The sequence below is a fragment of the Streptomyces sp. CB02366 genome (assembly GCF_001905905.1).
GTDB lineage: Bacteria > Actinomycetota > Actinomycetes > Streptomycetales > Streptomycetaceae > Streptomyces.
This window is the reverse complement of sequence record NZ_LIVT01000004.1, coordinates 169,056-193,860: the sequence shown is the minus strand read 5'-3', so window position 1 is coordinate 193,860 and position 24,805 is coordinate 169,056. Positions and strand designations below refer to the sequence as shown.

General features: G+C 70.2%; 18 protein-coding genes and 1 tRNA gene. 7 read left to right on the top strand and 12 right to left on the bottom strand.

All coding sequences use genetic code 11. The annotated features are described in order from the left end of the window. Positions 1–130 precede the first annotated feature (130 nt). Together AMK24_RS15205 and AMK24_RS15200 are read left to right on the top strand one after the other, a co-directional pair. Positions 131–1,570 carry a pyridoxal phosphate-dependent decarboxylase family protein gene (locus AMK24_RS15205; RefSeq protein ID WP_073769262.1) on the top strand — a complete coding sequence of 480 codons (1,440 nt, stop codon included), beginning with the start codon at positions 131–133 and terminating at the stop codon, positions 1,568–1,570. After that, the gene (locus tag AMK24_RS15200) at positions 1,567–2,994 is read left to right on the top strand and encodes a lysine N(6)-hydroxylase/L-ornithine N(5)-oxygenase family protein (RefSeq protein WP_073769260.1); all 1,428 of its coding nucleotides are present in this window, start codon (positions 1,567–1,569) and stop codon (positions 2,992–2,994) included. The genes AMK24_RS15205 and AMK24_RS15200 overlap by 4 nt, the downstream gene beginning before the upstream one ends. 77 nt (positions 2,995–3,071) lie before the next feature. Here AMK24_RS15200 and AMK24_RS15195 read toward each other — a convergent pair whose 3' ends face one another. After that, a complete protein-coding gene (locus AMK24_RS15195; RefSeq protein ID WP_073769258.1) occupies positions 3,072–4,892 on the bottom strand; it encodes a bifunctional metallophosphatase/5'-nucleotidase in 1,821 nt (606 codons plus the stop codon). A 139-nt stretch (positions 4,893–5,031) separates the two neighbouring features. Between AMK24_RS15195 and AMK24_RS15190 the strand changes: the two genes are divergently transcribed. Beyond that, positions 5,032–5,748, top strand: coding sequence for an SIMPL domain-containing protein (locus AMK24_RS15190; protein WP_073769256.1), 717 nt, complete (start codon positions 5,032–5,034; stop codon positions 5,746–5,748). A gap of 120 nt (positions 5,749–5,868) precedes the next feature. After that, positions 5,869–7,308 carry a pyruvate kinase gene (pyk, locus tag AMK24_RS15185; protein WP_073769254.1) on the top strand — a complete coding sequence of 480 codons (1,440 nt, stop codon included), beginning with the start codon at positions 5,869–5,871 and terminating at the stop codon, positions 7,306–7,308. A gap of 6 nt (positions 7,309–7,314) precedes the next feature. Here pyk and AMK24_RS15180 read toward each other — a convergent pair whose 3' ends face one another. Then, positions 7,315–8,091: a helix-turn-helix domain-containing protein gene (locus AMK24_RS15180; protein ID WP_073769252.1), complete on the bottom strand. Its 777-nt coding sequence runs from the start codon at positions 8,089–8,091 to the stop codon at positions 7,315–7,317. A 109-nt stretch (positions 8,092–8,200) separates the two neighbouring features. After that, positions 8,201–8,275, bottom strand: a tRNA-Leu gene (locus AMK24_RS15175). 97 nt (positions 8,276–8,372) lie between these two features. Here AMK24_RS15175 and AMK24_RS15170 point away from each other — a divergent pair. Then, positions 8,373–9,029: an ANTAR domain-containing response regulator gene (locus tag AMK24_RS15170; protein WP_073769250.1), complete on the top strand. Its 657-nt coding sequence runs from the start codon at positions 8,373–8,375 to the stop codon at positions 9,027–9,029. Between the two features lie 72 nt (positions 9,030–9,101). Here AMK24_RS15170 and AMK24_RS15165 read toward each other — a convergent pair whose 3' ends face one another. From AMK24_RS15165 to AMK24_RS15130, 8 genes are all read right to left on the bottom strand, one after another. After that, positions 9,102–9,818 carry an ABC transporter ATP-binding protein gene (locus tag AMK24_RS15165; RefSeq protein WP_030114399.1) on the bottom strand — a complete coding sequence of 239 codons (717 nt, stop codon included), beginning with the start codon at positions 9,816–9,818 and terminating at the stop codon, positions 9,102–9,104. Beyond that, a complete protein-coding gene (locus AMK24_RS15160; protein ID WP_073769248.1) occupies positions 9,815–10,750 on the bottom strand; it encodes an ABC transporter ATP-binding protein in 936 nt (311 codons plus the stop codon). Before AMK24_RS15160 ends, AMK24_RS15165 begins: the two co-directional genes overlap by 4 nt. A 4-nt stretch (positions 10,751–10,754) precedes the next feature. After that, complete coding sequence (locus tag AMK24_RS15155) at positions 10,755–12,545, bottom strand: branched-chain amino acid ABC transporter permease (protein WP_384579806.1); 1,791 nt, start codon at positions 12,543–12,545, stop codon at positions 10,755–10,757. After that, the gene (locus AMK24_RS15150; protein ID WP_073769246.1) at positions 12,545–13,474 is read right to left on the bottom strand and encodes a branched-chain amino acid ABC transporter permease; all 930 of its coding nucleotides are present in this window, start codon (positions 13,472–13,474) and stop codon (positions 12,545–12,547) included. Before AMK24_RS15150 ends, AMK24_RS15155 begins: the two co-directional genes overlap by 1 nt. Positions 13,475–13,589: 115 nt before the next feature. After that, entirely contained in the window at positions 13,590–14,807 is a 1,218-nt protein-coding gene (locus tag AMK24_RS15145; protein WP_073769244.1) for a branched-chain amino acid ABC transporter substrate-binding protein, read from the bottom strand. A 627-nt stretch (positions 14,808–15,434) separates the two neighbouring features. Further along, positions 15,435–15,905, bottom strand: coding sequence for a PaaI family thioesterase (locus AMK24_RS15140; protein ID WP_073769242.1), 471 nt, complete (start codon positions 15,903–15,905; stop codon positions 15,435–15,437). Between the two features lie 127 nt (positions 15,906–16,032). After that, entirely contained in the window at positions 16,033–16,563 is a 531-nt protein-coding gene (locus tag AMK24_RS15135) for a DinB family protein (protein WP_073769240.1), read from the bottom strand. Position 16,564: 1 nt separating this feature from the next. After that, positions 16,565–18,838 carry an FdhF/YdeP family oxidoreductase gene (locus AMK24_RS15130; protein ID WP_073769238.1) on the bottom strand — a complete coding sequence of 758 codons (2,274 nt, stop codon included), beginning with the start codon at positions 18,836–18,838 and terminating at the stop codon, positions 16,565–16,567. Positions 18,839–18,957: 119 nt separating this feature from the next. Between AMK24_RS15130 and polA the strand changes: the two genes are divergently transcribed. Further along, positions 18,958–21,669 (top strand): DNA polymerase I, encoded by a 2,712-nt coding sequence (gene polA, locus AMK24_RS15125; RefSeq protein ID WP_073769236.1) that lies wholly within the window; start codon positions 18,958–18,960, stop codon positions 21,667–21,669. Between the two features lie 77 nt (positions 21,670–21,746). Here polA and AMK24_RS15120 read toward each other — a convergent pair whose 3' ends face one another. After that, complete coding sequence (locus AMK24_RS15120) at positions 21,747–22,697, bottom strand: DUF4184 family protein (protein ID WP_073769234.1); 951 nt, start codon at positions 22,695–22,697, stop codon at positions 21,747–21,749. 188 nt (positions 22,698–22,885) lie between these two features. On the opposite strand from AMK24_RS15120, the gene AMK24_RS15115 reads away from it, so the two are divergent. Continuing rightward, a complete protein-coding gene (locus AMK24_RS15115; RefSeq protein ID WP_073769232.1) occupies positions 22,886–24,658 on the top strand; it encodes a lytic transglycosylase domain-containing protein in 1,773 nt (590 codons plus the stop codon). Positions 24,659–24,805 lie beyond the last annotated feature (147 nt).

Here is a 24,805-nt window from a genome sequence, read left to right as displayed (position 1 = left end):
CCCGAACAGGCCACACCGCCCACCAGTACCCCTTTCGAGCCCGGATCGTTGGGCTCTTCGGCCGCACCACCCGAAACCCGGGAGCAGTCGGCATGCCCACCCCGCCCGCACGTGAAGGACCGTTCCGCCCATGCCCACCACCCCGCCCCTCGCCGGAGGCGTCACGGGCCCCGCCGCCCTGCGCCCCCTCCTCGACACCGTCCTCGCCGCCCTCCACGACGGCGCCGCCCTCCGCGACGGCCCCCTCCCCGCCGGCGGACCCGGGATCGTCGCCCCCCGCACCCGCGCCGCAGCCCACCCCCTCATCCCCGACCACGGCACCGGCCCCCACCACGCCCTCACCACCCTCGTCACCGCCCTCGCGGCAGGCGCCGCCGACCCCGCCCACCCCCACTGCACCGCCCACCTCCACACCCCGCCCCTCGCCCTGGCAGCCGCCGCCGACCTCGCCGCCAGCGCCCTCAACCCCTCCATGGACTCCTGGGACCAGGCCCCCGCCGCCTCCGCCCTCGAAGCCGACCTCACCGCCGCACTGGCCGCCGAGATCTACCCCCACACCCCCTCACCCGACGCCGTCATCACCACCGGCGGCACCGAGGCCAACCAACTAGCCCTCCTCCTGGCCCGCGAACGCCACGGCCCCGTCCAGACCATCTGCGGCGCCAACGCCCACCACAGCATCGCCCGCGCCGCCTGGCTCCTCGGCCTCCCCGAACCCGTCACCGTCCCCGCCCCCCGCGGCACCCTCGACCCCACCGCCCTCGACGCCGCCCTCACCGAACTCCACCGCCCCCACCTCGTCGTCGCCACCGCCGGCACCACCGACACCGGCGCCATCGACCCCCTCGACACCATCGCCGACCTCTGCGCCGCCCACGGCGCCGAACTCCACATCGACGCCGCCTACGGAGGCCCCCTCCTCCTCAGCCCCACCCACCGCACCCTCCTCCACGGCCTCCACCGCGCCCACAGCGTCACCCTCGACCTCCACAAACTCGGCTGGCAGCCCGCGTCCGCCGGACTCCTCGCCGTACCCGACCACCACCACCTCGCCCCCCTCCACCACCACGCCCCCTACCTCAACGCCGACGACGACACCGAAGCCGGCCTCCCCGACCTCCTCGGCCGCTCCCTGCGCACCACCCGCCGCCCCGACGCCCTCAAAATCGCCGTCACCCTCCACGCACTGGGCCGCGACGGACTCGCCGACCTCATCGACCGCACCCTCGCCACCGCCCACCACCTCGCCGACCTCATCACCGCCACCCCCGGCCTCGACCTCTACGACCACCCCACCATCAGCACCGTCCTCTTCCGCCCCACCGGAGCCGACGACCACACCGTCGCCGCCATCCGCCGCACCCTCCTCCACCGCGGCCACGCCGTCCTCGGCCGCGCCCACACCGCGGACCGCCTCTGGCTCAAAGCCACCCTCCTCAACCCCCACACCACCCCCCAGGACCTCCAAGCCCTCCTCGACCTCGTCACCCACGCCACCACCGAACTCCTCACCCACCCCGCCGCCACCACCGGCGCACCCCACTCCACGGAAAGCGACACCCCGCGATGACCGACCGGCCCGCCCCCGAACCCGACCAGCCACACGACCTCGTCGGCATCGGCATCGGACCCTTCAACCTCTCCCTCGCCGCCCTCGCCCACGCCATCCCCGCCGCCCCCGGCACCCGGCGCCCCCTCGCCGCCACCTTCTACGAACAACGCCCCGCCTTCCACTGGCACCCCGGCCTCCTCCTCGACGGCGCCAGCCTCCAAGTCCCCTTCCTCGCCGATCTCGTCACCCTCGCCGACCCCACCAGCCCCTGGAGCTTCCTCAACTACCTCCGCACCCGCGACCGCCTCTTCCCCTTCTACTTCGCCGAGCGCTTCCACATCCAACGCGCCGAATACGACGCCTACTGCCGCTGGGTCACCGAACAACTCCCCGGACTCCACTTCGGCCACCAGGTCGACGCCGTCCGCTGGAACACCGACCGCGCCCTCTTCGAAGTCGACTTCACCCAACTCGACCGCGACGGCGAAGCCGAAGCCCTCGGCCGCGCCTACGCCCGCCACATCGCCCTCGGCATCGGCACCGAACCCTTCGTCCCCGACCCCCTCAAACCCCTCGCCGAAGCCGAAGGCGTCCCCGTACTCCACTCCGCCGACTACCTCCGCCACCGCGACCGCCTCCTCGCCGCCGACCACATCACCGTCATCGGCTCCGGCCAGTCCGGCGCGGAGATCTTCCTCGACCTCCTGCGCGCCCGCCCCGAAGGCGCCGAAAACCTCCACTGGCTCGCCCGCACCCAGGCATTCGCCCCCATGGAGTACTCCAAACTCGGCCTCGAACACTTCACCCCCGACTACAGCCGCTACTTCCACGCCCTCCCCGAAACCGCCCGCGACGAACTCGTCCCCCGCCAGTGGCAACTCCACAAAGGCATCGACGCCGACACCATCGCCGCCATCCACGACGAGCTCTACCGGCGCACCCTCCACGGCGGCTGGCCCGACGCCACCCTCACCCCCGGCGTCCACGTCCGCACCGCCGGCCGACTCGCCGACACCCGCGTCGAACTCCACCTCGAACACACCCAGCAAGGCATCCGCACCCGCCTCGCCACCGACGCCGTCATCCTCGCCACCGGCTACCGCGAACGCCCCCTCGACGCCCTCCTCGGCGGCCTCGCCCCCTACCTCAGCCGCGACGCCTCCCACCGCCCCCGCATCGACGACCAGTACCGACTCGTCCTCGACCCCGCCGTCACCGGACACGTCTACGTCCAGAACGCCGAACGCCACACCCACGGCGTCGGCGCCCCCGACCTGGGCCTCGCCGCCTGGCGCAGCGCCACCATCCTCAACAACCTCACCGGCGCCAACCCCTACCCCCTCCCCGAACGCACCGCCTTCACCACCTTCGGCCTCACCCCCCAACCCGCCCCCATCCCCGCCCAGGCCACCGGCCCCCACCCCCTGACCCGAACCCACTGACCCCGCACACGAAGAACGGCCCGGGCCCCCCGAAGAAGGAGACCCGGGCCGGACAACAGACCGCGCGACAAGCAGCGCTACGGGAAGACAGGCACCCCCTCACGCGTCAACCGCCACCCCACCGACGCGAACGCCGCCGGATCCACCGTCCCCTTCTCCCGCACCCAGCCGATGATCGTGTTCCGGATCTCGTCCGAATCCGCCCACACCTGCCGCGCACCCGGCACATGCGGGAAATTCCCCCCGCCCGACGCCCGGTAGTTGTTCACCGCCAGCACGAACCGCGCCGCCGGATCGACCGCCTTCCCCTCGAACGACAACCCCACGATCCGCGCACCCACCGGCTGCGCGATATCGACGTCGTACGTCACACCCGACACCGCGTCGTAGTTGTAGTCCGGAACCCCGTCCGCATTCGTCAGCTTCGCGGTGTCCACCGGCCCACCCGCCGGAGTCCGCACGTAATACCGCGCCGAATACTCCAGGTAATCCTTCAACTGGGCGCCCGTGATCAACCGCGCCTCCAACGTGTTCTCGAACGGATACAGCCCCGCCGCATCCCTGATCGTCACATCACCGGCCGGAATCCCCGCCGTACGCGAGAAGCACGACGCCTGCGACAGCACCGGCAGAGCGGCGAACTCCCCGCCCGCCAGACCCGCCCTCACCGTCTCCGTCTGCACCTGGTTGATCAGATCGATGATCGGCTCGTCCTTCCACGGCGCATCCGCCGTCGACATCGCCACCACCGACGTACCGATCACCTGATTGACGTACTCCACCACCTTCCGGTGCTCCCGGCGCAACAACGACGTCACCTTCCGGTCCTCCGCCACCGTGTTGGAGTTCAGCACCCGCGAGCCCGCCCTCTCCACCACCCAGCGGCCCTTCTCCCACACCAGATCGAACTCGAACAACGTCAGCCGCTGCCCCCACTTCGCCGGCTCCGAGAGCACCACCCGCTTCCCGGTCTCCCGGTTCGTCACGAAACGCTCGGCGATCTCCACATGCGCGTGCCCCACCAGAATCGCGTCGATCCCCGGCACCTGCTCCGCCACCAGCGCCGCCGCGTTCTCCACGTACGGCAACTGATCACCCCACGACGACGTCCCCGAAGAACCCGAATGCGCCGACACGACCACCACGTCCGCACCCATCGACCGCAGCTTCGGCACCCACTTCGCCGCCTGCTCCTCCAGACCCGGGAACACCATCTTCCCGCCCACGTTCGCCTTGTCCCAGATCGCGACACCGGGATTCGTCAGACCCAGCACCGCCACCCGCACATCACGCCCGCACGGCGTACGCATCCGCTTGATCACATACGGCGCGAAAGCCGGCCGCAACGTCTTCGCGTCCAACGCGTTCGCCCCCAGCAGCGGGAAATCACACTGCTCCTCGAACTTCCGCAGCACCGGAATCCCGTAATTGAACTCATGATTCCCGAGCGCCGCCGCGTCATAACCGATCGCGTTCATCGCCCGCGCCATCGGATGCACCGGACCACGCCGCGCCGTGATCGGATCGACCTTCGCGTAGTAATACGACAACTGGGTGCCCTGAATCGTGTCACCCGCATCGATCAGCAGCGTATTCCCCCGCCCCTTCTCCCGCCGCACCTCGTCCACCAACGTCGAGATCTTCGCCAGACCGACATCGTTGTGCGCCGAGTCGTCGTACTCCTTGTCCGTGAAGTAGTCCCAGTTGAAGACGTTCCCGTGCAGATCGGTCGTCCCCATCACCGTGAACGAGTACCGCTTCGGCAAATTCCCCCGGCCATGTCCGAACCCCTCCGCCCCCACCGCAACCGCCGGAGCCGCGACGGCCCCGCCCGCCATCGCCACACCCGCGCCGACAGCGGCCGAACGGCTCAGAAAGTTCCTACGGTCCAACGGCATCTCTTCACTCCTCGTTCAGTAGGGCAACGCGCGTAGATCATGGCCCAGCAGCCACCCCCCACAACACCCCGCACAGGTTTCGATCCGATGACCACCCGACACCCACCCCGACACACCACCCCCGTGCCACAGTGAACACATGACCGAAACCCCCGCAGCCGCCCCCCACCACCCCTACGGAACCCCCACCGCCCCCCACCTCACCGTCCGCGGCGAAGCCCACCTCGAAACCGACCCCGAAATCGCCCACATCACCATCACCCTCACCGCCCGCAACACCGACCGCCGCACCACCCTCGACGACCTCACCCACCGCAACACCACCACCCTCGACCTCATCAGGACCTACGGCGACGCCATCGAAAAACTCGAAACCGGCACCCTCGCCATCCGCCCCGAACTCACCCGCCACGGCCGCACCGAACGCATCCGCGCCTACCACGGAAACGTCCAACTCACCGCCACCCTCAACGACTTCACCGCCCTCGGCGAACTCCTCACCCGCCTCGCCGACCACGACCTCACCCGCATCGACGGACCCTGGTGGGCCCTGCGCCCCACCTCACCCGTCCACGCCGCCGCCCGCCGCCAAGCCGTCCACGAAGCCCTCCAACGCGCCCGCGCCTACGCCGACGCCCTCGACACCCGCCTCGACGCCCTCCTCGAACTCAACGACATCGGCACCCAGCACGGCCTCCACACCAACCGCGCCGCCTTCGCCGCCCCCGCCATGCCATTCGGAGCCGCCGCCGAAGCCACCACCGACACCACCCCCCTCGACCTCGAACCCGTACGCCAGACCGTCGACGCCCAGGTCGAAGCCTCCTTCACCCTCATCCCCCCGGACCTCGGATGAACGCTCATCGGAGCACCCCTCCGCACAATTCAACACTTGTCAATAGCCCTTCACGCAAAGGACGTTGAGGTGTCACGCCGAGCCATCCGCCTACCCGTAGGTAAGGATTAGGCTCGAACCATGCGCCGAGCCAAAATCGTCTGCACCCTAGGACCCGCAACCGACACATACGACCAGATCAAAGCCCTGGTCGAAGCGGGAATGGACATCGCCCGCTTCAACCTCAGCCACGGCAGCTACGCCGAACACCAAGAGCGCTACGACCACGTCCGCAAAGCCTCCGAAGAAGTCGGCCGCAGCGTCGGCATCCTCGCCGACCTTCAAGGCCCGAAGATCCGCCTCGGACGCTTCCGCGAAGGCCCCGTACTCCTTGAACGCGGCGACACCTTCACCATCACCGTCGAACCCCTCGAAGACCAAGGCACCGGCGACATCTGCTCCACCACCTACGAAGGCCTCGCCGCCGACGTCACCACCGGCGAACGCATCCTCGTCGACGACGGCCGCGTCACCCTCGAAGTCACCGGCGTCGACGGCCCCCGCGTCCACACCACCGTCATCGAAGGCGGCATGGTCTCCGACAACAAGGGCCTCAACCTCCCCGGCGTCGCCGTCTCCGTCCCCGCCCTCTCCGAAAAGGACATCGACGACCTCCGCTGGGCCCTGCGCACCGGCGCCGACCTCATCGCCCTCAGCTTCGTCCGCACCGGACGCGACATCGACGACGTCCACCGCATCATGGACGAAGAAGGCCGCCGCCTCCCCGTCATCGCCAAAGTCGAAAAACCCCAGGCCGTCGACAACATCGACGACATCGTCGCCGCCTTCGACGGCATCATGGTCGCCCGCGGCGACCTCGGCGTCGAAATGCCCCTGGAACACGTGCCGATCGTCCAGAAACGCGCCGTCAAACTCGCCAAGCGCAACGCCAAACCGGTCATCGTCGCCACCCAGATGCTCGACTCGATGATCGAAAACTCCCGCCCCACCCGCGCCGAGGCCTCCGACGTCGCCAACGCCATCATCGACGGCACCGACGCCGTCATGCTCTCCGGCGAGACCAGCGTCGGCAAATACCCCGTCGAGACCGTCCGCACCATGTCCCGCATCGTCGAGGCCGCCGAGGAAGACCTCCTCGCCAAGGGCCTCCCGCCCCTCACCGAACGCAACAAGCCCCGCACCCAGGGCGGCGCGGTAGCACGGGCGGCAGCCGAAATGGGGGACTTCCTCGGCGCGAAGTTCCTCGTCGCCTTCACCCAGAGCGGCGACACCGTCAAACGCCTCTCCCGCTACCGCTCACCCATCCCGCTCCTCGCCTTCACCCCCGACGAGGCCACCCGCGCCCAGCTCAACCTCACCTGGGGCGTCGAGACCTTCCTCGGCCCGAAGGTCGACTCCACGGACGCGATGGTCGCCCAGGTCGACGAGGAACTGCTGCGCATCGGCCGCTGCAAGAAGGGCGACGTCGTGGTCATCACCGCCGGCTCCCCGCCCGGCGTCGCGGGCTCCACGAACCTGGTCCGCGTCCACCACATCGGCGAGGACGACAGCCCGAAGTAGGGCGGCTCAGTATTTCGGCCCGACGTGCGCATCCATGAGGGCGACGGATGCCCGTCGGGCTACGGAGATGTTGAACGGATCGCTGCCACGCGCAAGGACCGTCCACTCGACGCCTACGGCGGTGAGGGTATCGCTGAAGAGCTTGCGGATGTCGTCGGACTTGTTGGTGAAGAAGTACCGGGGGTACTCATAGCGCTTCCGCTCACCCTGGACCAGGCGCGTGGCCCAGTTGATGATGCGGCAGCCATCGGAGTGGAAGAGTCCGCGGATGAGTTCCCAGGAATGGGCGTCCACGATCTTCTGCTGCCACGGTTCCAGAGCGATCCTGCGGTGGTGCTTCTTACCGGCCCCGTGCTGAGGGAAGAGGCAGGGCCAGTGCTTGCTGAAGGAAGTGACGTACTGGCAGCCGGCACTCGCTACCCGGCAGACCTTGTTGTAGGGCCGTGCGATCTGTACGGCCTCGGCGCAGGCGTCGATGAGTCCGGGCCATGCGTCGGCGCATGCGATGCGGAGTGAATACACGCCTCGTTTGCCCGCACTGATGCAGCCGTCCCCGAGGTAGAGCCCCAGTAAGTAGGCGTACGAGGCCGGGTTCTCGATCTTGCTAGGGATGCCGGTGCATCGGGGGCATGGGGCGCCCCGGTTCTTGTCGAGCGGTTCCAGGCGTGTCTGCCAGGAGCGGATGGCGGCACGCGAAATGCCGGTCTGCTTGCTCACGGAATTGAGGCTGCGGCCCTGCGCGACCAGAGCCAGGGCCCGCTCACGGGTTCTCACGTCGTACATGCCAGCGAGCTTTGCCGTACAGAGGGCAGTCCGGCTTGGAATGGGGCGTGCTTACTCAGATCAAGTGAAGTTCGCCGAACCGTCTTGCGCCTTGGAATCTAAGGAAAAGTGCCCCAGGTGGGATTCGAACCCACACTGTCCGCTGTTTGAGAGCGGCCTCTCTGACCAGTTGGAGTACTGGGGCCTTAGAAAGGAAGGGTCATTGCTGCCCTGCGCGTCACTACCTTACAGGAGCTAGGTAGGCTCGTGGCAGCAGTATCTGCCCCGTACCGAGGAGCCCCGTGACCACCCCCGAGTCGCCCCAGCCCGTTGACGCCGCCGACGACGACCAGTCGCACGTCCCGCCGCTGACGACCCGCGTCGTCATCGCCGAGGACGAGGCGCTCATCCGCCTCGACCTCAAGGAGATGCTGGAGGAGGAGGGCTACTCCGTCGTCGGGGAGGCGGGCGACGGGCAGCGGGCCGTGGAGCTGGCCCGGGAGCACCGGCCGGACCTCGTCATCCTGGACGTGAAGATGCCCGTCCTGGACGGCATCTCCGCCGCCGAGAAGATCGCGGGCGAGTCCATCGCCCCGGTCCTCATGCTCACCGCGTTCTCGCAGCGCGAGCTGGTCGAGCGGGCCCGGGACGCCGGGGCCATGGCGTACCTCGTGAAGCCGTTCAGCAAGAGCGACGTGGTGCCGGCCATCGAGATGGCCGTCTCCCGGTTCGCGGAGCTGAAGGCGCTGGAGAGCGAGGTCGCGGACCTCTCGCAGCGGCTGGAGACCCGCAAGCTGGTGGACCGGGCGAAGAGCATCCTGCAGACGGATTACGGGCTCTCCGAGCCGGCCGCGTTCCGGTGGATCCAGAAGACGTCGATGGACCGGCGGATGTCGATGCAGCAGCTGGCGGAGGCGCTGATCGCGGACGCCGAGGAGAAGAAGAAGACGGCCGAGTAGCCGCGTACGGACAAGGCGAGAGGCCCGCACCCGGGTGAACCGGGTGCGGGCCTCTCGCGTACGGCAGGGGTGTCAGTCCTCGCCGAGGTACGCCTTGCGGACCGATTCGTCGTGGAGCAGGTCGGAGCCCGCGCCGGAGAGGACGATCTTGCCGACCTCCATGACGTGGCCCTGGTCCGCGAGGGACAGGGCGGCCTGGGCGTTCTGCTCGACGAGCAGGATCGTGGTGCCCGCCGCCTTGAGCTCGACGATGGTCTCCATGATCTTCTGCATCATGATCGGGGAGAGGCCCATGGAGGGCTCGTCGAGCATGAGCAGCTTGGGCTGGGACATCAGGGCGCGTCCCATGGCGAGCATCTGCTGCTCGCCGCCGGAGAGGGTGCCGGCGGCCTGCTTGCGGCGTTCCCCGAGGATGGGGAAGAGGTCGTAGGCGCGCTGGACGTCCTTCTCGATGCCTGCCTTGTCGTTGCGGAGGTAGGCGCCGAGGAGGAGGTTCTCGGTGATCGTCAGCCGGGGGAAGATGTGGCGTCCCTCGGGGGAGTGGGCGATGCCCAGGGAGACGATCTTGTGGGCGGGGATGTTGGCCAGGGGCTTGCCCTCGAAGAGGATGCGGCCGCCGAGCGGCTTGAGCAGTCCGGAGAGGGTGCGCAGGGTGGTGGTCTTGCCCGCGCCGTTGGTGCCGATGAGGGTGACGACCTGGCCGGCGTCGACGGTGAAGGAGATGCCCTTGACCGCTTCGATCTTGCCGTAGGCGACCCGGAGGTCTTCGACCTCTAGCAGTGCGGTCATCGGGTGCCCTCCTCATCCGTGCTGGTGGTGTCGGGCGTGGTGGTGCCGGTCGTCTTCGGGGGAGCGGTCCTGGCCGGTGTGGCTGTTGTGGCGTGGGCTTCGGCGGCCTCTACTTCGGCGGCCTCCTCGGCGCCGGGGGCGCCTTCGAAGGGGGTGCCGAGGTAGGCGGCGACGACGCGTTCGTCGGCCTGGACCTCGCCGGGGGTGCCTTCGACGAGTTTCTCGCCCTGGACGAGGCAGGCGACCCGGTCGCAGAGGTTGAAGATGAACCGCATGTCGTGCTCGATGACGAGGACGGCGATGCCCTGGTCCCGGATGGCGAAGATGAGTTCTTCGGTGACGCGGGTTTCCTGGGGGTTCATGCCGGCGGTGGGCTCGTCCAGGAGGAGGAGTCCGGGGTCGCTGGCGAGGGCGCGGGCGATTTCCAGCTTGCGCTGGTCTCCGTAGGGGAGGTTGCGCGCGAGGTGGTCGGCCTTGTCCTGGAGGCCGATGAACTCCAGGAGTTCCATGGCGCGTTCGCGGCTGGCGTCTTCCGCCTTGTGGTAGCCGGGGAGGCGCAGGAGGGCGGACCAGAGGCCCTCCTTGGTCCGGGTGTGGCGTCCGACGAGGACGTTTTCCAGGACGGTCATGTTGGAGAAGAGGCGGATGTTCTGGAAGGTGCGGGCGATGCCGGCCTTGGTGACGAGGTGGGGCTTGGGGGGCAGGACGGTGCCCTTGTAGCTGACCTTGCCCTCGGTGGGGATGTAGAGGCCGGTGAGGCAGTTGAAGAAGGTGGTCTTGCCGGCTCCGTTGGGGCCGATGAGACCGACGATCTCGCCGCTGTTGACGGTGAGGTCGACGCCGCGTACGGCGGTGAGTCCGCCGAATCGCATGGTGACGCCGCTGGCGTCGAGGACCGTGGTGGTGGTCGGGGTGGTGGTTTCGGTGGTCATGTGATCACGCCCCCGCCTTCGTGGTGCCGGCGGTCGTCCGGGTGAGTGGGGCGTCCTCGGCTGGGACGTCGAGTTGGCCGGTCTCGTGGAATTCGAGTTGCTTCCTGCGGTCGGCGACGAGGCCTTCGGGGCGGAAGCGCATGAGCAGGATCAGCGCGATGCCGAAGAGGAAGAGCTGGTAGTCCTGCATGAACTGGAGTTTGGCCGGGATGAGGTAGAGCAGGGCCGCGCCGACGAGGGGTCCGCTGAGGGTTCCCATGCCGCCGAGGATGACGGCGGCGAGGAGGAAGGCGGAGTTCGGGGGTACGGAGCCGGCGAACTGGTACTGCTCGGGCGTCACGGTGTAGGAGACGTGGGCCTGGACGGTACCGGCGAGTCCGGCGAGGGTGGCGCCGAGGGCGAAGGCGAGGAGCTTGAGCCGGAAGGCGTTGATGCCCATGGCGGTGGCCGCGGTCTCGTCCTCGCGGATGGCGACCCAGGCGCGGCCGATGCGGGATTCTCCGGAGCGTCGGAAGACCAGGACGACGACGGCGGTGAAGACGAGCATCAGCAGGTAGTAGTTGGCCGACCTGCCGAGGGTGAATCCGGCGATGTCGTGGCTGATGCCGAAGTCGAAGCCGAAGAGGTTGAGGTCGGGGATGCTGGGGATGCCCTGGGAGCCGTTGGTGAGGTCGGGGCCGCTGACGCCGTTGAGGGCGTTGACGGTGAGCCGGAAGATCTCTCCGAATCCGAGGGTGACGATGGCGAGGTAGTCGCCGCGGAGCCGCAGGGTGGGGGCGCCGATGACGACGCCGAAGACGAGTGATGCGGCGGCGCCGGTGAGGACGGCGGCCCAGAAGGGGAACTGGACGCCGACCGGGGAGAGCGGGGAGCCGGAGACGAGGGCGGCGGCGTAGGCGCCGACGCCGAGGAAGGCGACGTATCCGAGGTCGAGGAGGCCGGCGAGGCCGACGACGACGTTGAGGCCGAGTGCGACGGTCGCGAAGATGAGGATGTTCGCGCCGATGAGGGCGTACTGCTCGTTCTGCTGGGTGAAGGGGAAGCAGAACGCGGCGACGAGTGCGGCGGTGAGGGTGACGTTGCGGTGCTTGGTGGTCAGCCGGGTGAGGCGGGTGATGAGGCCGGCCCGGTTGAGCGCGGTGAAGCCGAACGCGACGCTGATGATGTAGCCGATGAAGAGTTCGGCGTACTCGGTGTCGATGCCGTACGTGAAGACGTGGAGGGCGACGCCGAAGGCTCCGGCGATGATGAGGATCTCGGCCCAGTTGGGGAGTTCCTTGGGGCGTTCGGGGGCGGGGGCCCGCAGGGTGTTGAGGAATCGGTCGAGGGTGTTGTGCTTGATGGTGTCGTCGAGTTGCTGGTCGGCGGGGAGGCCGAGGGAGGCGGTGAAGGCGATGAGGGCGCCGGCGAGGGCGACCCAGGCGCCGGGCTCCAGGTTGACGACGCCGCCGAGTTTGACGGAGATGGCGCCGACGGCGTAGCCGGTGGTGCCGAGGACGCCGATGGCGGCGAGTCGGACGGGGCTGTTGGCGCCGCCGGGGGTGAGCCAGCGCAGGCCCTTGATCCCGTAGCCGGAGAGGGCGAACAGGAGGGTGAGGACGGTGCCGACGAGGGTGAGGACCTGGAGGCCGCCGGGGTAGCCGGTGACGGTGAGGTCGCCGGGGAATTCGGCGGTCCAGGTCCAGGCGAGGAAGGTGCCGATGAGGGCGATGGCCGCGCCGGCGGTGGTGAGGTGGCGGGCTGCGGGCACCTTGATGAAGGTGGTGGCGGGCGTGGTGTTGGTGGTCATGGTCATCACGCCCGATCCGAGACGCGTTCGCCGAGCAGGCCCTGGGGGCGTACGAGGAGGACGATGATGAGGAGGGCGAAGGCCCATACGTCCTTCCAGGCGCCGCCGCCGAAGAGTTCCATGCCGGGGACTTCGCTCATGTATCCGGTGGCGAGGGCTTCGGCGATGCCGAGGACGATGCCGCCGAGCATGGCGCCGTAGATGTTGCCGATGCCGCCGAGGACGGCGGCGGTGAAGGCTTTGAGGCCCATGATGAAGCCCATGCGGAAGCCGATCTGGCCGTTCTTGAGCCCGTAGGCGACGGCGGCGACGGCGGCGAACGCGGCACCGATGGCGAAGGCCATGACGATGATGCGGTCGGTGTTGATGCCCATGAGCTTGGCGGTGTCGGGGTCCTGCGAGGTGGCTTGCATGCCGCGGCCGGCGCGGGTCTTGGAGACGAAGAAGCCGAGGGCGAGCATGCAGAGGGGGGCGACGACGAGGACGAAGATGTCACCGCGCTGGATGGTGGCGCCGAGGATGTCGAAGGCTTCGCCTTCGAACTGGGGGAAGGAGCGGTCCTTCGTGGCGTTGGGGTACCACATCCACACGGCTTGCTGGAGGGCGAGGGAGAGCCCGATGGCCGTGATGAGGGGTGCCAGGCGTGGTCCGCCGCGCAGGGGCCGGTAGGCGAAGCGTTCGGCGGCCATGCTGATGGCGACGGCGGCTATGACGCCTCCGACGATCATGAGGGGTATCGCGGCGATGAGGGAGAATCCGGACGGAAGCCCGAGGTAGACCGTGAGGGCTCCGAAGCCTCCGATCATGAAGATCTCGCCGTGTGCGAAGTTGATGAGCTGGATGATTCCGTAGACCATCGTGTAACCGATCGCGATGAGACCGTACATCGCGCCGAGGATGAGTCCGTTGGCCAGCTGTTGCGGCAGTTCGTGCACCGCAGGGCCTCCGTGGAGTGGTTCGGATATGGCACCGCGCGGGAGGGCTGGTAGCGCTCCCGCGCGGTCTGGTTGCTGTGTGTGACGGGCGGCGGGGCCGGGGCCGGGCCGGTGGTTATTCGACTGTGCTGCTGAGCTTGGAGGCCCACTTGCCGCCGGTGACCTGGTAGGCGGTCATCAGGGTGTTGGTGGTGTCGCCGAACTCGTCGAAGGAGACGGGGCCGGTGACGCCTTCGAACTTGACCTTCTCCATGGCTTCGAGGACCTTGGCGCGGCCGTCGTCGGCCGGGATCTTGCCGTCGTTCTCGGCGGCGACGATCTTGACGGCCTCGATGATGGACCAGGTGGCGTCGTAGGTGCCGCCGCCGTAGGCCTCGTAGGCGTCCTTGTAGCCGGCCGCCTTGTAGTCCGCGATGAACTTCTTGGCGGACTCGAGTTCCTCGACGGGCTTGCCGACGGAGGTGGCGATGTCGCCTTCGGCCTTCTTGTTGAGCTTGATGAAGTCGGCGCTGTACATGCCGTCGCCGCCCATGAGCGGGATCTTGATGCTGTCCTTGATCTGCTGGCTCAGGGGGGCGCCGGCGGGGTATTCGCCGCCGTAGTAGACGGCCTTGGCGCCGGAGCTCTTGACCTTGGTGGCGACGGAGTTGAAGTCGCGGTCCTCGGGGTTGACGTGGTCGGTGCCGACGATCTTGCCGCCGAGCTCGGTGAACGTCGCCTTGAAGGACGCGGCGAGGCCGGCGCCGTAGGGCTTCTGGTCGTCGATGAGGTAGACGTCCTTGATCTTCGCGGTCTCGAAGAGGTACTTGGCCGCGAAGGCGCCCTGGATCTGGTCGGTGGTGGCGGTGCGGAAGTAGGACGCGTAGGGGCGCTTCTTGTCGCCGGTCTTCCAGTTGTCGCCCTGGGTCAGCTCGGTGCCGGTGTTGGCGGGGGAGACCTGGGTGAGCTTGGCGTCGTTGAGCGGCTTCTGCATGGACTGGGCGACGCCGGAGTTCAGCGGGCCGACGACGCCGAGGACCTCTTTGGTGCCGATGAGCTTGACGGCGTTCTGCTGGCCGACGGAGGGCTGTGCCTGGTCGTCGAGGGCCTGGAGTTTGAAGGTGACGCCGGGGACGGTCTTCTCCTTGTTGGCCGTGTTCACGGCGAGCTCGGCGGAGTTCTTGATGCCGAGGCCCAGGGCGGAGAGGTCGCCGGTGAGGGGGGCGTCGAGGCCGATGACGACCGTCTGGTTGCCGCCGCCGCCGTCGCCGCTGCCGCCCTTGCTGTCGTCGCGCGACCCGCAGGCGGTGAGGGTCAGTGCTCCGGTGGTGAGTACTGAGGTGAGTATGAGCAAAGAACGGTGTCGCACGAAAGGTCCTTTCCCTGGCGCGGCCTCCTCTGCGTGAGGTGCCGTGTCGTTCGCCGGGCCGTACTGGGTTGGTACAGGGCCGTGCAGCAGACGCGCCCGGCGGCGCGGTGACTGGCCGTGACTCTAAGCGCAGCCGGGGGCCACTGGGATGGGTCGGCTGCGGATGTGACTCTCTTGTTATGCCCTTGAGCAAGGCTTGAGCTTCCTGTGAGGACATGTGCCGGTTTCGCCTGGACTGCGAAGGGACCACATGGTGAGAACGCGCAGCTCTGCTAAGGGGCTTGGGGTGATCTTGGTGCTGTCGCGGGTGGGCCGGGCGGGGCGGGGGCGGCGGGCGTGGCGAGGTGGCCCCGGGGCGCGGCGTCGGTGGGGGCGGCCGGTTTCCACATGTCCCGGTTGTTACGCAGTGTTACGGCGGCGGGTGGGGCGCCGGTGCTGTGGGGGTTGATGTGGCTGCTGAGTGGCTCATGGAACGCGCTGCGGCGTCAAGGGAGTTGACCGAGTGTGTCGGTCAACGGCCGTTTTTTGGTGGAGATATGGCGCTGCCCGGCCGGATTGCGCTGGGTGCGCTTCCGGCCGGGCAGGCGGGGTGGTGCGGGGTGCGGGGAGGGGTCAGCCGGCGTCGGGCCGGGGCGCGTCGCGCAGGAGGCAGGTGAGGCGTGCGGTGCAGACCCGCTTGTCCTGTTCGTCGGTGATGACGATCTCGTACGTGGCGGTGGAGCGGCCCCGGTGCACGGGAGTGGCGACGCCGGTGACGAGGCCGGCGCGGACGCCGCGGTGGTGGGTGCAGTTGAGGTCGACGCCGACGGCGACCTTGGAGGCGCCGCCGTGGAGCATGGAGCCGATCGAGCCCAGGGTTTCGGCGAGGACGGCGGACGCGCCGCCGTGCAGGAGGCCGTAGGGCTGGGTGTTGCCTTCGACGGGCATGGTGCCGACGACGCGGTCGGCGGCGGCCTCGAGGATGGTGACGCCCATGCGGTCGCCGAGGTGGCCGGCGGAGAAGAGGGCGGGCAGGTCGACGCCGAGTGCCGCGTACTCGTCGATGACTTCCTGGGGGAAGAGGGGTGTGGTGTGCTCGCCCATGGTTCCGGCTCCGTTCGGGTGCGCTGGTTCGTCGCTGTCTGCACTGTTCCTATCAGACGGCTGAGCGGACGCTTAGGGACGCCCGGCCCCGGTTCTCCTCCGGGGCCGGGCCGGGAGCCGCGGTCCGTCAGTCGCCGGTGGCGCCGTCCGTCCGTTCCCGCAGGAGGTCGGCGTGGCCGTTGTGGCGGGCGTACTCCTGGATCATCAGGACGTACAGCCAGCGCAGCGAGAGCGGGACGTCGACGCCCGGTGGCTGGAAGGTGTCGTCGAGGGCGTATCGGGCGGCTGCCGCGTCGCAGGCCGCGATCTCGGCGTGGTAGCGCGCGAAATCCCTTTCGGCGTGGGCCGGTTCGACGCCTTCGAGCCCTTCGTCGCCGTCCGCCGGGCCGTCGTGCACCTCGCCGACGCTCTCGCCGTCGAGCATGCGCCGGAACCACGACCGTTCGACCTCGGCCAGGTGGCGGACGAGCCCGAGGAGGGTGAGCGTGGAGGGCTCGGCGGTGGTCCGGGCCAGCTGCTTTCCGTCCAGTCCGGCGCACTTGGCCAGCAGGGTCTCCCGGTGCCAGGTCAACCAGCCCTGGAGGGTGGGCCGTTCGTCGAGGGTGGCGAGGTCGGTCAGGTGGACGGTCCGGCGCGGCCGGGGGGCGGTCCAGGTCATGTCAGGGAGTCCTCTCGAAGCGGACGACGACGGACTTGCTGGCCGGGGTGTTGCTGGTGTCGGCCGTGGAGCCGAGGGGGACCAGCACGTTGGTCTCGGGGTAGTAGGCGGCGGCGCAGCCCCGGGCGGTGGGGTAGTGGACGACGCGGAAGCCCTCGGCGCGGCGTTCCACGCCGTCCTTCCACTCGCTGACGAGGTCGGTGTAGGAGCCGTCGGGGAGGTCGAGGGCGGCGGCGTCCTCGGGGTTGACCAGGACGATGCGGCGGCCGCCCTTGATGCCCCGGTAGCGGTCGTCGAGGCCGTAGATGGTGGTGTTGTACTGGTCGTGGGAGCGCAGGGTCTGCAACAGGAGCCTGCCGTCGGGGAGTTCGGGGTACTCGACGGGGGCGGCGGTGAAGTTGGCGCGACCGGTGGCGGTGGGGAAGCGGCGTTCGTCGCGGGGGGCGTGGGGGAGGGCGAAGCCCCCGGGGCGGGCGATGCGGGCGTTGAAGTCCTCGAATCCGGGGACGACGCGGGAGATGCGGTCGCGGATGGCGGCGTAGTCCCGCTCGAACTCCTCCCAGGGGGTACGGGACCGGGCGCCGAGGACCGCGCGGGCGAGGCGGGCGACGATGGCGGGTTCGGAGAGCAGGTGGGGGCCGGCGGGGGCGAGGTTGCCGCGGGAGGCGTGGACCATGCCCATGGAGTCCTCGACGGTGACGAACTGCTTGCCGCTCGCCTGGACGTCCTTGTCGGTGCGGCCGAGCGTCGGGAGGATCAGGGCGCGGGCCCCGGTGACGGCGTGCGAGCGGTTGAGCTTGGTGGAGACGTGGACGCTGAGGCGGGCGCGGCGCATCGCGGCCTCGGTGACGGCGGTGTCGGGGGTGGCGGCGACGAAGTTGCCGCCCACGGCGAAGAAGACCTTCGCCTCGCCGTCGCGCAGCGCCTGGATGGCGCGGACCACGTCGTGTCCGTGGTGGCGGGGCGAGGTGATGCCGAACTCCTTGTCGAGGGCGTCGAGGAAGGCGGGGGCGGGGCGTTCGAAGATGCCCATGGTGCGGTCGCCCTGGACGTTGGAGTGGCCGCGCACCGGGCAGACCCCGGCGCCGGGCCGGCCGATGTTTCCGCGCAGGAGGAGGAAGTTGACGACTTCGCGGATGGTGGGCACGGAGTGCTTGTGCTGGGTGAGGCCCATGGCCCAGCAGACGATGGTGCGCTTCGAGGCGAGGACGAGGGCGAGTGCCTGTTCGATCTCGGCCCGGGTGAGGCCGGTCGCCCGCAGCGTCCGGTCCCAGTCGGCCGCTTCGGCGGCCTTCGCGAACTCCTCGTATCCGTGGGTGTGTTCGGCGACGAAAGCGGTGTCGACGGCCCCTTCGGCAGCCAGGATCAGCTTGTTGAGGAGGCGGAAGAGGGCCTGGTCGCCGCCGATGCGGATCTGGAGGAAGAGGTCGTTGAGGGGGGTGCCCTTGAGCATGCCGTGCGGGGTCTGGGGGTTCTTGAACCGCTCCATGCCGGCTTCGGGCAGCGGATTGACCGAGATGATCTTCGCCCCGGACTTCTTGGCCTTCTCCAGGGCGGAGAGCATGCGGGGGTGGTTGGTGCCGGGGTTCTGCCCGGCGACGATGATCAGGTCGGCCTGGTGGATGTCCTCCAGCGAGACGCTGCCCTTGCCGATGCCGATGGTCTCCGTGAGCGCCGACCCGGAGGACTCGTGGCACATGTTGGAGCAGTCCGGCAGGTTGTTGGTGCCGAATTCGCGGGCGAAGAGCTGGAGGAGGAAGGCGGCCTCGTTGCTGGTGCGGCCGGAGGTGTAGAAGAGGGCCTCGTCGGGGGAGTCGAGGGCGGTCAGCTCCTCGGCGATGATCGCGAACGCCCGTTCCCAGGTAACCGGCTCGTACCGGTCGCCGCCCTCGGGGAGGTACACCGGCTGGGTGATCCTGCCCTGCTGACCGAGCCAGTAGCCGCTGCGCTCGGCGAGGTCCGCCAACGGGTGGGCGGCGAAGAAGGCGGGGGTGACGCGGCGCAGCGTCGCCTCCTCGGCGACGGCCTTGGCGCCGTTCTCGCAGAACTCGGCGGTGTGCCGCTCCTCGCCCTCGGGCCAGGCGCAGCCGGGGCAGTCGAAGCCGTTCTTCTGGTTGACCCGGAGGAGGGTGCGCGCCGAGCGGCCCACGCCCATCTGCCGGCTCGCGACGCGCAGGGAGTGGGCGACGGCGGGCAGCCCGGCGGCGGCGTGCGGGGCCGGCTCGACCGTCGGGGCGTCCTGGACCGGGTCACCGGTCGGCGGCTTGGTGGCCATGATGCTGCTCCCCTTCGAGCGCTTCTTCCACGGGTCTGTGTCCTCTCCACCGATCCTGTCACGGCCCCGCAGGGCCGTGGAGGCCCGGATTGTCAGTGGACCGTGGCAGGATCGGGGGCGTGGCTGAGACGGCATCGAAGAAGACGGCAGACAACCGACCGCGCCTGCTCCTCATGGACGGGCACTCCCTGGCGTACCGGGCGTTCTTCGCCCTGCCCGCGGAGAATTTCACGACGGCGGTGGGGCAGCCGACGAACGCCGTGTACGGCTTCATGTCGATGCTGGCGAACACCTTGCGTGACGAGGCGCCCACGCACTTCGCGGTCGCGTTCGACGTGTCCCGCAAGACGTGGCGGTCCCAGGAGTTCCCGGAGTACAAGGCGAACCGCTCCAAGACCCCCGACGAGTTCAAGGGGCAGGTCGAGCTGATCGGGGAGCTGCTGGACGCGATGCGCGCGGACCGGTTCGCGGTGGACGGGTTCGAGGCGGACGACGTCATCGCGACCCTGGCGACCCAGGCCGAGGAGGCCGGGTTCGAGGTGCTGATCGTCACCGGCGACCGGGACTCCTTCCAGCTGATCACGGACAACGTGACCGTGCTGTACCCCACCAAGGGGGTCTCCGAGCTGACCCGGTTCACCCCGGAGAAGGTCGTGGAGAAGTACGGGCTCACCCCGCGGCAGTATCCGGACTTCGCCGCCCTGCGCGGCGACCCGTCGGACAACCTCCCGAGCATTCCCAAGGTGGGGGAGAAGACCGCCGCGAAGTGGATCAACCAGTTCGGCTCCTTCGACGAGCTGATCGCGCGGGCCGACGAGGTCAAGGGCGTGGCCGGGCAGAATCTCCGGGACCACCTGGACGCGGTGAAGATGAACCGCGTGCTGACCGAGATGGTCCGGGACGTGGAGCTGCCGAAGACCCCGGCCGAGCTGGAGCGCGCCCCCTACGACCGCACGGCGGTCACCGGCATCCTCGACCTCCTGGAGATCCGCAACCCGAGCCTGCGCGAGCGCCTGCTCTCCGTCGACCCGGGGGCGGCGGAGGCCGCGCCGCCCGCGCCCGCCGCCGGGATCGAGCTGGACGGGGCCGTGCTCGGCTCCGGCGAGGTCGGCCCCTGGCTGGAGGAGCACGGGGCGCAGCCGCTCGGCGTCATGACGGTCGACACCTGGTCGCTGGGGGCCGGCACGGTCACCGAGGTCGCGCTCGCCGCCGCCGACGGGGCCGCCGCCTGGCTGGACCCGACGCAGCTGGACGAGGCCGACGAGCGGGCGTTCGCCGCCTGGGTCGCCGACCCCGCCCGTCCGAAGGTGCTGCACAACGCGAAGAACGTGATGCGGGTCCTCCCGGAGATGGGCTGGCAGCTCGAAGGCGTGGCGATGGACACCGCGCTCGCCGCGTACCTGGTGAAGCCGGGCCGCCGTTCCTTCGCCCTGGACGCGCTGGCCGTGGAGTACCTGGGCCGCGAGCTGGCCCCGGCCGCCGCCTCCGACGGGCAGCTGGCCTTCGGCGCGGACGACCGGGCCGAGCAGGACGCCCTGATGGCGCAGGCGCGCGCCGTGCTCGACCTGGGCGACGCGTTCACCGTCCGACTGGAGGAGGTGGGCGCGGCGGAACTGCTGCACGACATGGAGCTGCCGACCTCGATCCTCCTGGCCCGTCTGGAGCGGCACGGGATCGCCGCCGACCGGGCCCATCTGGAGTCCATGGAGCAGCAGTTCGCCGGGACCGTGCAGCAGGCGGTGAAGGAGGCGCACGCGGCGGTCGGCCGCGAGTTCAACCTCGGTTCGCCCAAGCAGCTCCAGGAGATCCTCTTCGGCGAGCTGGGTCTGCCGAAGACGAAGAAGACCAAGACGGGCTATACGACGGACGCGGACGCGCTGGCCTGGCTGGCCGCGCAGACCGAGCACGAGCTGCCGGTCCTGATGCTGCGCCACCGCGAACAGGCGAAGCTGCGGGTCACCGTCGAGGGACTGATCAAGACGATCGCCCCGGACGGCCGCATCCACACCACGTTCAACCAGACGGTGGCGGCGACCGGCCGGCTCTCCTCCACCGAGCCCAACCTGCAGAACATCCCCGTCCGCACCGACGAGGGCCGGGCGATCCGCCGGGGCTTCGTCGTCGGCGAGGGCTTCGAGACGCTGATGACGGCGGACTACAGCCAGATCGAACTGCGGGTGATGGCGCACCTCTCCGAGGACGCCGGGCTGATCGAGGCGTTCACCTCCGGGGAGGACCTGCACACCACGGTCGCCTCCCAGGTCTTCGGCGTCGAGAAGGACGCGGTCGACGCGGAGATGCGCCGCAAGATCAAGGCCATGTCCTACGGCCTGGCCTACGGCCTCTCCGCTTTCGGCCTCTCCCAGCAGCTGAACATCGACCCCGCCGAGGCCCGGGTGCTGATGGACACCTACTTCGAGCGGTTCGGCGGGGTACGGGACTACCTCCACCGGGTCGTCGAGGAGGCCAGGGCCACCGGCTACACGGAGACGATCCTCGGCCGCCGCCGCTACCTCCCCGACCTGAACAGCGACAACCGCCAGCGCCGCGAGGCCGCCGAGCGGATGGCGCTCAACGCCCCGATCCAGGGCACGGCCGCCGACATCGTGAAGGTGGCGATGCTGCGGGTGGACAAGGCGCTGCGGGAGGCCGGACTGACCTCGCGCATGCTCCTCCAGGTCCACGACGAAATCGTCCTGGAGATCGCGGAGGGCGAGCGGAAGCGGGTGGAGGAGATCGTGCGCCACGAGATGGCCCACGCGGTCGAACTGCGCGCCCCGCTCGACGTGTCGGTCGGCGTCGGCACGGACTGGGAGTCCGCCGCTCACTGAGCGAGCGGCCACCCGTGCGGCAGGGGGGCGGGTCCGCAACCGCGTCCCGGTTCCGGAACCGCCCCCCGCCGCCGTTCCTACCTCCCGCCGGCCGCCGCTCCGGTGCGCGACCCACCCGTACGGGAAACCTCCGTACCGGACTCCTCGCCACGGGGCCCGCCCGTCCGGGGCTCCTGCGGTAGGGGCGCCTCGGGCCTCGGGGCGTCCGTGACCGGCCGCCGTCCACGCCTCCGCAGCAGCAGCCGCACCCCCGCCCCGTACAACAGCAGTCCCGCCGCCAGCCCCGCCCCCGCGCCGAAGCAGGCCGTGGGGACGATGTCGAGAGGGGACTCCACCCGGCCGAAGGAGGCGTACCAGCGCAGGCACCGGTGGGTGACGCCGGCCGCCACGCACACGGCCAGCAGCCCGAGCGCGCCCCACCGCTCGCGGCGGCCGAGCACCGGGACCTCCCCGGGCGCGGGGGCCGGAGCGGTCCGCCGCAGTCCGTCGGCGGCGAACCAGCCGATGGCCACGAGGGCGAGGGCCGAACTGCCGTACTGGGCCAACTGGTACCCCGGGAAGCCGCCGAAGGTGCGGCCGAGCACCGGCACCAGTTCCGTGCCCCACCGGCTGTGGTGGGTGAACGCGTCCCACACCACATGCGTGGCCGCGCCCACCGCCCCGGAGACCGCGAACCACAGCCAGGCGGACGGCCCGAACGACGCCCGGGTCCACCGCTGCCCCCGGACGAAGGCGTGGACGCGGCCCCGTACGCGTACCGGCAACAGCGCCACCAGCGGCTCCCGCAGAAGTGCCCACACGGCGACCAGCGCCGCGGCGATCGCCACGTTCACCGTGACGACCCCGACGAAGGTGTGGGTGAACGCACCGAACTCCATCGCCCCGGGGACCACCGTGTCGGCGAAGTAGGTGACGTCCGGCGCGAACGAACCGGCGACGAGCGCCGAGGGGAACAGGGGCCACCGGGCGGTCCCGTTCCGGCGGATCGCCGGGAGCACGGCGGCGGCATGACTGAGCGTGAACGGCATGGCGGCAAGTATGCGGGACCGTTCGGGCGCTCTTGGGGGGCCGAGCGGACAAGGTGTGCCCGCCCACGTGAAAAAACAGTAAGAAGCGGTCAGGGTTCGGTGCCCCGGCGACACGAGTTGCCGTAGGGTCGCTGAAGTCCTTGCGCTGGGGAGCGCGAGCAGCCTTCGAGGGGGAGGGACCGGAACGTATGGCAGCGCACATCGGCCGACGTCTGCGCAAGGGGGCCACGACCACCGCGGTGGCGGCGGCCGCCGTGGCGGCGCTCGCGGCCTCGCAGGCGCCCGCGGCCGAAGGGGCCGTCGGCGGCGGCGACCCGCAGGCCGCAGGCGAGGACACCGCGAGCGCCGGGAACGACGGCGCGGCGACCGGCAACTCGCCCTACTACACCGACCTTCCGCCCCTGGTCACGCCCGGCAAGCCCGGCTCGTCCAGCAGCCTCCCGGCGGCCGGTAGCGCGGAGGCGGGCATCCCGGCGACGATCCTCGCCGCGTACAAGCAGGCCGAGCAGACCGTCGCGACCACCGACCCCGCCTGCCGGCTGCCCTGGCAACTCCTCGCGGCGATCGGCAAGGTCGAGTCCGGCCAGGCCCGCGGCGGCCGGGTGGACGCCAACGGCACCGCCACCCCCCGCATCCTCGGGCCGGCCCTCAACGGCCAGGGCTTCGCCCTGATCAAGGACACCGACGGCGGGGCCTACGACGGCGACGCGGTCCACGACCGCGCGGTCGGCCCGATGCAGTTCATCCCCTCCACCTGGGCCTCCTGGGGGCAGGACGCCAACGGCGACGGCCGCAAGGACCCCAACAACATCTATGACGCGGCGCTCGCCGCCGGCCGCTACCTCTGCGCCAACGACCGCGACCTGGCCGTCGGGGCCGAACTCGACCAGGCCGTGCTGAGCTACAACCGGTCGAGGGAGTACCTGAACACGGTCCGCTCCTGGTTCTCCTACTACCAGCGCGGTACGCACGAGGTCCCCGACGGCACCGGCACGCTGCCCACCGCCCCGAGCACCCCCCTCCCCACCCCGGGCCCCCGTCCGGGCGCCGACTCCCGCCCGAGCGAGACGCCGAGCCCGAAGCCCTCCCCGTCCAAGCCGGGCGGCAAGCCGAGCCCGGCCCCCTCGAAGCCCGGCGGCGGAGACTCCTCCAGCCCGGCCCCGAAACCGCCCGCCCCCAAGCCGACCCCGCCCGCCGAGACCTTCGGCTCGCTGGAGAACGCGGGCACCGGCCCGCTGCGCGCCACCGCGGGCCAGACGTTCGACGAGCGGGTCTCCGTCCGCGCCCGCAACGCGCTCGGCGCCCCGCTCGCCAAGGTGCCCGTCACCTTCACCGTCACCGGCGACACCGGCACGCTCTTCGCCGGCGGCAGGAAGACCGTCACGGTACGGACCGGGGCGGACGGCACCGCCACCGCACCGCAGCTCCACGCCGGCGAGAAGGCCGGGGAGTTCACCGTGACCGCCGTCGCGGGCACCGGCCGCCCGCGCACCCTGGCCTACGCGGCGACGGTCACCGCCCGCCAGGCCGACGCCGTCGCCCGCACCGACGACAAGGCGCTCGTCGCCGCCCCCGGCGAGAAGTTCGCGGACCCCGTCACGGTCAAGGCCACCTACAAGGACGCCGCCGCGGCCGGAGTGGCCGTCACCGCCACCATGGTCGAGGACCGCGCGGGCGCCGTCGCCAACGACAAGGGCCCGTACTTCAAGGACGCGGCGGGCAAGCCGGTCCGCACCCTCACCGGCCTGACCACGGACGCCGAGGGGAAGCTGCGCCTGCCGGAGATCCACGCGGACGGCGAGGAGGGCACGTACCTGCTGCGCCTCACCACCGAGGGCGGGGCCTCGCTCGTCATCGAGCTCACCGTCGAGGCGCCGCGGGAACCGGTCCCCGAGGAGCCGGCGCCCGCCGAGACGCAGGCTCCCCCGGCGGCGGAGCCCTCCGAGGCCGCCAAGCCCTGACCGAGGCCGCCGAGCCCTGGCTCCGGCGCCCCTGCCCCGCACAGCGGTCGCACAGCCCCTTCGCCTCCGGGCCGAGGGGCTGTCCGCCGTGCTCTCCTCCCGCGTCCCGGCCGCTACGGCGCCCGGTGCTGACGGGTTGTCAGCCGG